This is a genomic window from Micromonospora aridisoli (assembly GCF_056150025.1).
Genome location: NZ_JAXCFK010000003.1, coordinates 546,153 through 558,551 on the forward strand (window position 1 = coordinate 546,153; position 12,399 = coordinate 558,551).

Below are 12,399 nucleotides of genomic sequence, written 5' to 3' on the forward strand. Positions count from 1 at the left end.
GGGAGGCGTGACGGGGCGAACTGACAGATGATCCCCGAGTACCTCAGCAGTCGTCCTGCTTCCACTTGCCGTCTTCGCGCACCCACGGCTCCTTGGTCTGGTTCAGGGCAGGCACGTCGTACGTGTAGGTCACTCGGGCCAGATCGCCGGAGATCTGCGCCTCGAAGGTCTTGAGCGGCATCGCCTTGCCGTACATCTGCTTGGCGGCCGTCAGCATGCCCGTGAACTCGCTGAGGGTTACGCGCTCCTTACACCTAGCCGAAAACAGCTCGTACCCGACCGTGGGCTTCGCGTCGAGGAATGCAGCCGAGTACGCCACCACCGCCTGGCGAAGCTCCGCCTCCTCGCTGGGCACCTGAGCGGTCGGGCTGGCGGCCGCATCAGACACCGCGGTGGCGGAGGGCGCTGCGGACGTCGAGGACGAAGGCGCCTCCGGCTTATCCGTGTTGCTCCCACAAGCAGTGAGGAAAAGCATGAAAAGGGGCACTACGATCATGGCTTTGCGGATCATGGCGCGCAGGGTACCGCCGCGATAGCCCTCGATACTCGACGGGTTGACGGTCAGCTCGGCCTAGAAACCGGAAGAGGCTCTTCGGCGCGTGTCGCCCCTTCTGCATGGGCTTGAGCACGGGCGGACACAACGTCTCAATGCCGTGCAGATCGCATCGCCCGCCGTCCCCACAGCGCGCGGATAGCCTCCGCCGCCGACGACAGGGCCGGGAATGGGTTATCCCAGTCGATCTCCCCGCCAGCTTGATCGACCGCGTCGAGTAGCTGCTCGTAGGTCCGCGGTTTGAGGGCGTGCTCGGTGCCCTCAGACCAGACCAGCAAGGCGGTTGGCCTCGTTCCGTCGAGGACGACACGCGCCACGATTGCTGGCGGGCTGGCAGGCGAGTTCATGCGTGGTTGTTGACGGCGGGGGCCTGCCTGGACCAGTACAACCTCGTCTCCCGGTCGCACCGCGCGCTCGTCTCCGGGATTCATGAGCCATGAGTCGACTGCCCCGCGCCCGTAGCGCTGCTCCAAGCTTTGTCGAGCGGCGGCGGCTTTCGGCGGGAAGGGGGCCGAGTCGTTGATGGCAACCCCGATCCACAGGCGGCGAGGCCTTGGCCTGGGCCTGCGTTGAGCCGGTATGTGGGTCGGGGGACGGTAGATCTCGCGAGCTCGTTTCAGCCATGCTTGATCGATTGGGTCGCTTTCGGCCCACCAGACGTCCAGCTGCTCGGCGACCTGTGCACATAGTCCTTCGTCGTCGGTGAGGACTGCGGCTTCCCTGAGCAGGTCGCGGGAGCGGGCGGAGGCGTTGGCTGAGCCGATGACGACGTACGTCTCACCGCCCTCGAGGTGGATCATCTTTGCGTGCAGGTTCGGTAACGTGCGGACGTCTACACCGGCTTTGTGCCAGCGGCTGATCGTGTTTGGATCAACTTGTCCGGCGCGTAGAGCGGCGTTGGACCCGTCAACAATGATCATGTCGTCGGCCGTTAGGGCGAGTAGCTCTGCGGCAGCTGGTCCGATGTAGGAGATCGCGGCCCGCTTGCGGATATCCACGTGCAGATAGTTCTCGAGTCCGTACCAGGTTCCGTCCGCTACCAGCTGGATCATGATGGGTGTCCGCCATCCTTGGCTGCCGCTCCCGGGCCTACCGTTGGGGTTGCTGAGACGCCGCTTGCGACCTCGACGCTCGCAATCGCTTCGGCGACCTTTTCGATCTGCTCGTGCATCTGCGTGACCGGGGCCGACAGGTCAACCCGGTGCACAACGATGTATACCCCGCTTCCTCTGAGCTGGTAGGTCACCGGTTTGGCTCCTGCCGATGCGTAGACGAGATGGCCCCGGGTCAGGTTGAGCGTGGTGCAGTAGGCGAGCATCTGGTAGATGTCATCGCGGGGTGGGGTGTTGCCAGGGGACTTGTATTTGGCGTCGACGACGGCTAGGCAGTGAGGCCCATCCCACCACGTGATATCTGGCCGCACCAGGGGTAGCCGGTGGTCACGGTCGAGGTGCATCTGGTGCTGGGCGGTGACGGCTCCGCCGTAGCGTGTCTCGATGGCTTGTCGAAGGGCTGTGATCAGCCAGTCTTCGAAGACGGTGTTGAGGTCGAAGACGAAGCCGGCCGCGAGGGTTGAGCCGTGGGCGTGCTCGATGGTTTCGCCGGCCAGGATCAACCGAGCGAGCCGCAGGGCCGGTTGGTAGCGGTTGTTGAAGCGGTTGGGCCAGGTCTGGGGTGCTGGTGCCCCCGGGGTGAGAGGCGTGACGTCGGCGAGTGCGGCCGCGATGCGGTGAAGCGCGTTGCGGGTGGCCGGTGGGACGCCGGGTAGACGGTGCAGGCGGCGTACGGTCGACAGCAGGATCTGATTTTCTGGTACGTCGGTGTTGTAGTCGTCGTACCGCACTTCGACCGGTAGGGCCAGCCCCGGCCGGGTGCGTAGTTGGTCTGCCTCTCTGAGTCGGCCGCGCACCAGCGGCAATGCTTCCTCGACAGTTCGGTAGCCCTGCAACACCCCTTGAGCGAGAGCCTGGGACGTAGCAGTGGCGAAGGCGACTGCCATCGCCGGCACGAGCCCCTGTTCGGTGGCTAGGCCGACGGGCTCCGTGCGCCAGCCGCGAGGGTCGCGGGCGTAGCCGAGCAGCCACAGCAGGCGAGCGATTCCGATCTTCGGCCGTACGTGCAGCTCGACGTGTTCGTCGCCGATGGTGATGCGGGCGGCACCGACATTGGAGCCGGATCGCAGTAGGAGCCGGCCAGCAAGAGTTAGTGAGGTGTCGACGAGTTTGGTAGCTGCCATAGCCTGGGCACCGACCGCTGTCGTCGGCTCGCACTCGTGCGTCTGGTGCTCGCGTAGGCTGATGAGCCTCACTGTGCCGTGTCTCCGGCGCGTTCGCGGGGTACCGGCACCGGGGTGGCGGCGGCCGTTTGCTTCAGGCGTTTGCGGAGTGCGTCGAGGCCGTAGCGAAGGTTGATGTCTACTCCGTCGCCGAGGTGGCGTTCCTCGAGCAGGGGCGTAATGGCGTTCTTCCAGATCCTCGCCAACCCCTTCTCGGTGGCGGCCTGGGTTGTCATCAGGTAGGACGGGCCGACGGCGGCATCACGGTCGCCGATGACACGGTTGAGCTCGTCGAGAAGGTCCGCGCGGTCGGCGGGGAGGTTGTGCTTCTCCAGCCATTTTCGGAGCAGCCCGTCAAGAGGCGTCTCGCCGGGGAACAGCGGCTGGAAATAGAACCGGCGGCGCATGGCGGCGTCGACGAGTGCGATGGATCGGTCGGCGGTGTTCATGGTGCCGATCAGGTAGACGTTCGGAGGGAGTTCGAAGTCTTCGGTGGGTGAGTACTGCAGTTGGATGCTGCGATTGCGGTACTCGAGCAGGAAGTACAGCTCCCCGAAGACCTTGGCGAGGTTGGCCCGGTTGATCTCATCGATGATCAGGATGTAGGCCTGGGACGGGTCGTCTTTCGCATCCGACACCAGTTGCTTGAGCGGTCCGGGCTCGAGTGCGAAGCCGACCCCGCCGTCGGCGGTGGCCCGGGGGCGGAAGCCTTCGAAGAAGTCCTCGTACGAGTACGACGGGTGGAACTGGACGAGCCGGTAGGCGTTGTCGGCCTGCCCGGTGAGGAAGTGCGCCAGTGCCTGGGCGAGGTAAGTCTTGCCGGTGCCAGGCGGCCCGTACAGCACAATCTGCTTCTTGTCCCGCAGCAGGTCGACCGTGTCGGAGAGCCAGTCCTGGTCGATAAGCAGATCGTCAGCCAACTCGGCAGTGGGCTCGGGCAGCTCCACCTCGGCCACCTCAAGCTGATCGTTGACGTCCTCCGCCCCGGGCTGCTCGTCGATTTCGGCAAGGGCCGCGAATTCGGCGACGTAGGTTCCGAGGTTCGTGACGGTCAGCTGACCAGACAGCTTGTTCCGTGCCTCGGCGGACAGCTCGTTCCGGAAGAATGGCGTCTCCGGATTTGCCCAGGCAACCTTACGCCGCCGGTTCGACAGATCGTCAGGCGTGTCCCACCAGGCGGCGGGGCCGATGATGGTGCCAACATACACCTTGGACCCGTCGACGGTGACGACGATATCGCCATCGCTCATCTGGTTGAGGAACCGGTCAAGCACCCCCACGTGCAGGCCACGCTGGGACGGCGAGAAGTCCGGCAACCAATCCCGTAGCTGCTGGTCCAACTCCGCCTTCGACAGGCCGGGCTTCAGTTCCGGCAGCCCTGGATAGGCGATGGAGCAGAACCCTTCGGTGAGCCAGTGGCCGATCAGGTTTTGGCCGTGCACCTTCGCGCCTCGCACCAGCCAGCCGCGCGGTCCCTTGCCGTCGTCAGCGGACCCGGCCTGCTGCCGCCACCGCTCGACCCAGGGCGGTTGATAGAAATGAACCGGCGCACCAGACTTGGCCGACAGCAGTGTCCTCAGCTCCGCCAGGTCCCGATCAGTGTCGCCGGGCTGATGGGGCAGCTCGTCAGCGAACGCATCCACAATCAGCTTCTTGTGCCGCCGCGACGCGACCGGTGGGAAGGCATCGGGAAACGCGAGGTTCAGCAGGATGTTGCGTTGGCTGTAGGCGCTGTTGATCGGGAGCCTGTCCAGGACCTCCTTGAAGGCCCACGGATCGTGCAGTGCCGTCCGCTGACCGTCGGCCGGCAAGCGCTTCCACGTCTGCACGAACCGTACGAGCCACGCAATTTGCCGGTCCCGCTGTGTCATGTATGCGGTGCCGGCTCGGACTACGCCATGATCGAGAACCGTGTCGAGATCTGCGGGGATCTTGACCGGCTCGGGCAGCAAGGACAGAGCTCCGTTGATCACGGCGCGTTTCGCCGTGCCTCCGATGTCGCGTGGCAGGAGCAGGTGCAAGTAGATCAGCTCACCCATGAGCTGCACCGCCGTGGGTGGTGCTGCGGCGAGCTGCCCTTGTAGCTTTCTGACGAAGCTGCCCCTGCCTGCGTCCGGCTGTTGGACAAACCTGGAGTAAAGCTGGTCGGCAGCTTCCACTGTCCAGACGGCCCGGCCGGGGGTGAAGGCCGACTCGTTGCCGGCCAGACCGGCGTCGATCACCCTGCGGGCAGCGGCGTAGACAGCTTCCTCGTTCATGGGGCTCCTTTAGTCGGCTAGTACTTCGACAAGGCAGATGTGACTCAGTGACGTCGACGGTTGCTGTCCGGTTGTCCGATCGGCCTTGCACGTACGCTCTCGGTGGTCTCGGCCGGGTACTCGCGTTGCAGGTCTCGAACCGGTTCCTGGCGCCAGCGAGCCGACGCACCCCGGACTTCGCGCACAGTCGGTACCTGGTCCTCCCGCCTTTTCTGGCGGTCCGCTTGGACGCGGTCACGAAGTATCCGGACAGCATCACGGTTGTTGTCGACGTCCGCCGCCCTCATCGTCGTCGCGACGGAGCCGTGCAGCTGCAGCAACCTCTCAATATCCTCCGGCATGGGGACAAGGGCCGCTGTCGCACAAGGCAATGGTTCAAAGGACACGACTGGTCGCTCGCGCTCATCGGTGCTGACCCATACTTGTACAGGACTACCGCGCCGACGCGGTACGGGAGTCACACGAGGCTATCGCCCTCGCCCACCGCGGTGCCGGTTGCCAGACCGGCCAGACGATCAGCCGATCCAAGGCTCAAGTGTCCAGGATCAGGGGCCAGCTCCATTTCCCGAACCTGCACAGGCGGCATGACCGGAGGTCAAGGTCGGTCGAGGACTGCGGTTCAGTCAGGCCCCACCGCACGCGGGCCGGGCATCGACGCTCCGACCGTCGGACAGCCTTTCACGCAACCGTCGCGAGTAGCTGAAGCGATCCAGGACGGACGCCGCCCGGGCACCCGCCAGCACTCCGAGCGGTTAGCGGCCACGAGCGCGGACAGCGGGCAGCCTGCGCGCGCCTCACGATGCGTGACCGCCTCTGCATCTGAGCTACACACTCACCTCCAGGTCCGCGGGGCGTACGAAAGACCGAGGTTAAGCCGTGCCCGTCCAGAAACAGGCGGCATGCGGATGCAGGTTGGCGGCGTGAGCTGAACCGGCCGATATCTACAGGTTCAGCTGCCCCACTCCGCACGAAGCGCCTGCCAGGCGATGGTGACGTGCTCAGCCAGTTCGTGTGCCGCGCGGTCCTGCCCAACGGCCAGCCGCTGCACCCGGCGCAGCCTCAACTCCTCCGGAACCTGACCTCGCACGTACCCGGCTACCAGTGCCTCCTCTTCAGGGACGGCACACCGCACGAGTTCGTCGGCGAGCTTGGCCAAGCCGAGCAGCGGACCACGCAGTTGCTCCACCCCCCGGGCGGCCAGTCGCTCGGCGTTCATCCGGAAGGTGGCAAGGTCGAGGTCCGCGAGCCCGCGAGCCGTGAAGGGGCCGTTGTGGCGCACCTGGTACGCGAGCACCTCGCCGTTCTCAAGCAGCGCACGGATCTGCTGGTACTCCGCGCGCCACATCTCCCGCCGCGCGATTCTCACCTGGTGCGCCTCGCGCTCGGCGCGGCGCACTTCCTGCTGCTCACGTTCCACGGCTCGGTCGCGGAGCTGCATGATCCGCTGCCGCCAGGCGACCACCACGGCGACCACGATGCCGAGTACGCCGATAGCGCCCGATACAAGCGTCGCCCAATCCGCGACGGCGATTCCGCCTTCGGCAAGGACTTGCTGGAGGTGGCGGGAGTGCCCTGCGAACCCTCTGGCATGCATCATGGGCTTCCTTCTCCAGTGACGTTCACGCGATGGCGGACGTCAGCCGGCGGACCCAGGCCGTACGGGTGTGGGACTGGCGCAACTCCTGCAACGCGGCGATGTCGGCCAGATCCTTCGGGCGCCTGAGCGACCGCTTATAGGCAAGGACGTGCTCCAGCCGGACGAACCTCAGGCCCCCGATCACGTCCGCACCGTCGATGAGTTCGTCGGTGTCGAGTAGCGGTGAGATCCAGCGGTCGTATACCTCGATGCGGCCGCCCCAGAACTGCATGGCGCGGTCCCCGCTGACGGATCCCACCTGCGGTTCGCCGATGGCGCAGGCGTGCTTCCACGCCGCCCCCCTGGCCACGATGTCCAGGTCACCGATGTCTCGACGAAGTCCCTGGGCGAGCATCGGCGCACTTCCAAAGATCGCAAAATCGCGGTGGTCGAGCCCGAGCGAGATCAGGCGGCGCAGGAGGGGGTGGTCAAGAAGATCGGCTACGGCGCGGGCAGTGTTCATGGCGACTCCTTAGGGTGTGCCAACGTCCGACTGGTCGTCAGGACTCGCTAGCCGCTCACCGAGGCTCGTCGCCTTCGCGTCGGCGATGTCCTGAACGGCCTGGCGGTCGACGATGGTGATGGCCTGACGGCCTGTGTGTACGGCTTTCCCGCGCTTCAAGGCCCGAATTACCTGCTTCGCGGAGTCGAGGGAAACCCCGGCGATGTCCGCCAAGTCCTGCTGACTGAATCGCAGCAACGTCCCCGACTCGCTGGCGACCCCAAGCCCTCGGACATCGAGCTCAAGGATGGCCTTGGCCAGCTTGCGCTCGGCGCCGAGCAGGGACTCGACGCTCTTCTGCGTGGCTTCGGCGAGTCGTTCCTCCGTGGCGTACAACTGCGCCAGTACGGCCCGTGGATGCTGGAGCAGGAAGGTCCTCCAGTCGTCGGCCGACAGGAACAGCGCTTCGACATCGCTCAGCGCGAACACGCTGGCCGAACGCGGTTTCATCCGGATGGAGGCCATCTCGCCAACCATCTCGCCGGGGCGGCGGATGCCGACGATGCGTCGCGGGGTTCCGGAGACGACCTTCACATGCCCGCTCCGGATCAGAAGCGCGAAGTCGGTCTCCTCACCCTCGCCGACCAGGATGCTGCCCGCCGGGTAGTGAATGGCCGTGCCGACCCTTTCAAGAGCGGACCACTCTTCCTTCGTATGGAGAATGTCCGCGCTTGCTAAGTTTATGTCTGCCACTAGCTAAGGTTAGCAGTACACCAAGCAGATGGCAATCTACCACTGTAGATCAATGCAGCAGAGGTCGCCCGGGCGAGGGGAACCGGTCGTTTTACAGCTACAGAGGTTGGAAGGCTGAAGGTCGTCGGCGTGGCCTGTGTCGATGGTTTCGGTAGGCCGGAGGCATGAGGTATCCGGCTGGTGGTGGGATGAACGCGGCAGCCCGGGTCCGGCGTGAGAAGGTCCGGATGCAGGCCGCAGTCATGTTCAGGGAGTCCAAACCGTCCACGCAGATTGCTGTTGAGCTGCGGGTTTCCCCGCAGTCAGTCCGTGAGTGGCGACGTCGCTGGGTCGCGGGTGGGACTGAAGCTCTGGCATCGTGGCCGGGTGGCTCGGACTGCAAACTCCCCGAAGAGCAGCTCGGTGAGCTTGCCGACCTGCTGAACCGGGGGCCGGTTGAGCAGGGCTGGCAGGACGCCCAGTGGACGCTGGCGCGGGTCGCCGAGGTGATCGAACGCTGCTTTGGCGTCTCCTACACGCTGCGCGGGGTGTCGTACCTGCTGTACCGCATCGGCTACAGCCAGCAGGTCCCGACCAGACGGGCGGTTGAACGTGACCCCGAGGCGATCGCGGGCTGGCATCGCAGGCGGTGGCCGTCGGTAAGAGGTTAGCCGCGGCCCACGGGGCATGGATCTGCTTTCAGGACGAGGCCGGCCAGGTGCTGCGCCCGCCGGTGGCCAAGACCTGGGCCCGCCGCGGCCGCACACCCGTCGTGGAGATCTCCGGCAAGGGCTCCGGCGGGGTGTCCATTCGCGGGCCTGGTCTACCTCAAGTCCGGCGAACGCGGCCGACTGATGTGCCGTACCCGCCTGCACCGCGGCCGCCAAGGCGAACGCGGCAGCTTCAGCGAGGACGACTACATAGCCTTCCTCGACCAAGCCCACCAGCGGTTGCAGGCACCGATCGTGCTGAGCTGGGACAACCTCAACACCCACGTCAGCCACCGCATGCACGCCCTGATCGCCGCCCGGCCGTGGCTGACGGTGATCCGACTGCCGTCCTACGCGCCAGACCTCAACCCCGCCGAGGGCGTCTGGCGATGGATAAAACGCGGCCTGACCAACATCACCGCCCACGGCGTGGACCACCTCGCCGACCTGGTCAGACACCGGCTGCGCGCCTGCCAGCAACAGACCGATCTCCTCACTGGGCTTCTTCGCCAACAGCGGCATGACCCTCGACCCAGAACCACCGTGACAGCCCGAACCTCAGCCTTTCAGCCTCTGTAGTGCGGCAACTGCCGCCGCAGGGCAGTGTCGGATGGACGATCCCGCACGGCCGACGACCGTCGACGAGGGTCAGCCGAAGAAAACGACCAGCAGGGCCGCGACGAACAGGCAGGCCAAGTGCAGCGACTGGTCGGCCAGGTACATGCCGTTCATTCCGCCGCTCTTCAGCTGCGCGAAGTTCGGGGAACCGAGGGCGTGCAGCAGCCTTCGGACCAGGCGACGCCGATCGATGACCGCGTGGGTGACGGCGGACCATACCAGCGCGACCGCGACACCGGCCGGGTGTAGCGGTACGTCGACGAGGACGATGCCGGCGATACAGGCGGCCACGCACATGTGATAGGTAATGAGATGCCCGGCCATGGCCCGGGCGGCCGCCCATCCATCACCCATCTTGCGCGAGGCCTGATGATCCGTCTGAACCACGTGATCACCCAGGTGGTGACCTACGAAGAAGGCAACGAAGACCGCCGCGAAGACCGCGCTCTGGCTGATGGCGCTACCTCCCATGTCAGGCCCGGCCCGCCGAGGGTGGCTAACCACACGGCCGACCCGGACCTCGTTCGCCACGGGGTCCGCCCGACACGATATCGGGTAACCGTCGTAAAGCGATCGGCTACCACCACCACACCAACGGTGTCACCAACATCGCCGAGGCCATCCGGCGTGCCAACCACCGCCCGCATGAGCTCATTGGCGCCGTGACCACCGGGGAACCAGCCGTGACCAGGAGCAACCCGACGATGCAATAGTCTGGGCTGTTCCTCCTTCGGACTAAGGGCGGTAGGAGGCTACGGGACGGGCTGGATGCTTGATGCGATACTTCACCGGCTTGCCGGGGCCGGTCTTCCGTGGGTGGTCGAGAACGTCGAGGCCCCCGGATGCCGGGCGCTCTCATTCTGTGCGGCAGCGAGCTCGGCCTTCGTACCGGCCGATATGGCTCAGGTGTCATCGACGCTTTGCCTTCACGTGCTGTTGATGGCCGCCGGTGGCTGTCACTGCTCCAAGCGCCGAGCGGTGGGGTCTACGGCACCGGCCGCACAGGGCAGATGAACCGCGGCTACAAGTTCACGCACACCGAAGGAGCTGCGGCGATGGGCATCGCCTCGATGACCCGCGCGGAGCTGTCGCAGTCGATTCCACCGGCCTCTACACCAGGTTCATCGGCGGACAGCTACAGGACCATCTACACCGGCAGTCGTCCGTGGCCGCCGCCTGAGGCCGCACCGTCACACGTCTGTGCCACAGTGACCGACGTGCGCATCACCGACGACTATGGCCGGCTGCTCGACGCCGAATACTCCGTGGAGCCCGACGGCGACCACCTCGCCGTCATCCTCGAAAGCATGAGCGGCCGGGCCGACGGCAGAGCACCCCGCAACACCGACTACCGGCCCGCGCTCGAACTCCTCCTGAAGCGCCTGAAGGAACGCGGCGCCGTCATTGAAGCAGCGCTGGTCGATTCCCGGCGGACCCAGCTACTTCCCGAGTCGAGCCGTAGCCTGACCAACGGCCCCGTCCGTCTCGTTGATGCTCCCGACGTTCCCTCCTTGCGACGGCGACTGACCAACGCGCAGACCACGATCGGGCAGGCACCCGACGCCCGGCGGCCCGGTAACAGCACCAAGCGGATACGGCTGCGTCTCAGCGTCCCCGGCTACGACGCTTCCGACGCCGGCCGCCTGGCGGCCGACCTCGGAGCCGGCCCACCGTCCGAAGCAGCGGGCCAGCCTGGTTATCCCCCGCGTCCGCCACATCAGCCAACTCCCGGCCATGAGGTCAACCGACCCCGCGGCGGCCAGTCCGGCGGATCCGGGTACCTGAACGACCAGGAACTCAAGAAGGCGATCGAGCAGCACGCCGTACAGACCGTCATGGACCACTACCGCGTCATCGAGAAGTACGACGTCGAGAACGTCGGCGACCGGGAAAGCTACGACATCCGGGCGACACGTGCGACCGACGAGCTGCACATTGAGGTCAAGGGCTCTTCAGGGCTGGCTGACAAGGTCGAGCTGACCCGCAACGAGGTCGGCCACGCCCGCGGCACCGAGACACACCTCGTCATCGTCGACCAGATCCAGTGGCGCCGGCTCTCCGACAGAACTATCCAAACCAGCGGAGGACGAGCCCGCCGCTGGACCTCGTGGACCCCCGCGGAAGAGCACCTGACACCCTCCCGGTACTGGTACCGCCCGCCCACCCACACCGACGAGCTGCCTCCGCCCACGTTACGCGCCATCAGTCGCGCCCAAGGCAGCATCGAGACACACGGTTGGGAAGGGTGCAGCGCTTGACATCGAACTACGTGATCTACCAGGTCAAGCGGCGGCAGACGCTCGCTCAACACATCCTTGATCATTCCGCACCCGTTCCGGCCCTTGCGGTGGCAACTGATCTTCTCACTGCAAGTGAATACCACGTCACCGGTAGCTAGATACGCTCGCATGGTTGAGGAAATGTCCGCGTCCGCGGTTGTCCGCTCATGTCCGCCGGTTTGGCTGCTCGCTCCTCAAGCCCTTGAATCACCCACCAATAGACCCCAGAACCTGTTGAGCGAGGTAGGCGACGCCACCGGCGGCTGCTCCCCTGACGGATCCATCCAGGACGAGTCTCAGGACGTGGCGCTTCCAGTGCGCTGGCCACAGAGACCCGGCCTCTGCTTGCTGGGAGCTACTCAGACCCGTGTTACTCAGCGCGTTCGCGATCACCTTGCGCAGGCGAGACACGATTCCTCCAGGATGAACCAAAGCCCCGACGTGCCGCACGCCCCCGAGCGGACGACGAAGCCTGATACATCAGTGGAGCGGGAGCGCTACTCCCGCGCTTTGGACCCCGAAAGGTTCGCTGCCCCCGCGATGCCAACCGCTGCACAGATCGAGCGGGTGCGGGAGAGCAGCGTAGTAGCCGCAGCCGACAGGGCTGCGTCAAACAGCACGACGACAATCCGGAGCCACGACACGCTATGCCCCGAGGCAAGGCCGCTCGTTCCCTCAAGCGCCCGGGTCTGGGACTCCATACCTGCCATGATGCACGCTGTCGCAACCATTGCCAACAACACCGCAGGTTTGGCCCCGATAGAACGGGCGTGCGGATCTAACGGCTCTGTCTCACATTCGGCTCTGTCTCACATTCGGTGGTGACCGAAAGCGGTCGATGTCGTTGAGGTCACGTGTGCAAGATCGATGATCTTACGAAGATGGTGTTCTCAGGG

At 65.6% G+C, this 12,399-nt stretch carries 11 protein-coding genes; 3 read left to right on the plus strand and 8 right to left on the minus strand.

Annotation, left to right across the window (positions count from 1 at the left end; all coding sequences use genetic code 11):
* Nucleotides 1–43: 43 nt before the first annotated feature.
* The 7 genes from SM447_RS09380 to SM447_RS09410 all read right to left on the minus strand — a co-directional run bounded on the left by SM447_RS09380 (nt 44) and on the right by SM447_RS09410 (nt 7,917).
* Nucleotides 44–511 carry a nuclear transport factor 2 family protein gene (locus SM447_RS09380; RefSeq protein WP_474572342.1) on the minus strand — a complete coding sequence of 156 codons (468 nt, stop codon included), beginning with the start codon at nt 509–511 and terminating at the stop codon, nt 44–46.
* 134 nt (nt 512–645) lie between these two features.
* On the minus strand, nt 646–1,605 hold the full coding sequence (locus SM447_RS09385; protein WP_474572343.1) for a phospholipase D-like domain-containing protein: 960 nt from the start codon (nt 1,603–1,605) through the stop codon (nt 646–648).
* Nucleotides 1,602–2,789 carry an McrC family protein gene (locus tag SM447_RS09390; RefSeq protein ID WP_474572344.1) on the minus strand — a complete coding sequence of 396 codons (1,188 nt, stop codon included), beginning with the start codon at nt 2,787–2,789 and terminating at the stop codon, nt 1,602–1,604. The genes SM447_RS09385 and SM447_RS09390 overlap by 4 nt, the downstream gene beginning before the upstream one ends.
* Nucleotides 2,790–2,857: 68 nt before the next feature.
* Nucleotides 2,858–5,086 carry an McrB family protein gene (locus SM447_RS09395; RefSeq protein WP_474572345.1) on the minus strand — a complete coding sequence of 743 codons (2,229 nt, stop codon included), beginning with the start codon at nt 5,084–5,086 and terminating at the stop codon, nt 2,858–2,860.
* A 949-nt stretch (nt 5,087–6,035) separates the two neighbouring features.
* Complete coding sequence (locus SM447_RS09400) at nt 6,036–6,683, minus strand: hypothetical protein (RefSeq protein WP_474572346.1); 648 nt, start codon at nt 6,681–6,683, stop codon at nt 6,036–6,038.
* A 22-nt stretch (nt 6,684–6,705) separates the two neighbouring features.
* On the minus strand, nt 6,706–7,185 hold the full coding sequence (locus SM447_RS09405; protein ID WP_474572347.1) for a hypothetical protein: 480 nt from the start codon (nt 7,183–7,185) through the stop codon (nt 6,706–6,708).
* A gap of 9 nt (nt 7,186–7,194) precedes the next feature.
* Entirely contained in the window at nt 7,195–7,917 is a 723-nt protein-coding gene (locus tag SM447_RS09410; protein WP_474572348.1) for a Crp/Fnr family transcriptional regulator, read from the minus strand.
* Nucleotides 7,918–8,105: 188 nt separating this feature from the next.
* Here SM447_RS09410 and SM447_RS09415 point away from each other — a divergent pair, with 188 nt between their 5' ends.
* Both SM447_RS09415 and SM447_RS09420 read left to right on the plus strand, forming a co-directional pair.
* Entirely contained in the window at nt 8,106–8,567 is a 462-nt protein-coding gene (locus tag SM447_RS09415) for a winged helix-turn-helix domain-containing protein (RefSeq protein WP_474572349.1), read from the plus strand.
* Nucleotides 8,568–8,750: 183 nt separating this feature from the next.
* Complete coding sequence (locus SM447_RS09420) at nt 8,751–9,185, plus strand: transposase (protein WP_474572350.1); 435 nt, start codon at nt 8,751–8,753, stop codon at nt 9,183–9,185.
* A 69-nt stretch (nt 9,186–9,254) separates the two neighbouring features.
* Here the strand turns inward: SM447_RS09420 and SM447_RS09425 are convergent, their stop codons facing one another.
* Nucleotides 9,255–9,755 carry a DUF3307 domain-containing protein gene (locus SM447_RS09425; protein ID WP_474572351.1) on the minus strand — a complete coding sequence of 167 codons (501 nt, stop codon included), beginning with the start codon at nt 9,753–9,755 and terminating at the stop codon, nt 9,255–9,257.
* Between the two features lie 524 nt (nt 9,756–10,279).
* On the opposite strand from SM447_RS09425, the gene SM447_RS09430 reads away from it, so the two are divergent.
* The gene (locus SM447_RS09430) at nt 10,280–11,482 is read left to right on the plus strand and encodes a protein NO VEIN domain-containing protein (RefSeq protein WP_474572352.1); all 1,203 of its coding nucleotides are present in this window, start codon (nt 10,280–10,282) and stop codon (nt 11,480–11,482) included.
* Nucleotides 11,483–12,399: the final 917 nt, after the last annotated feature.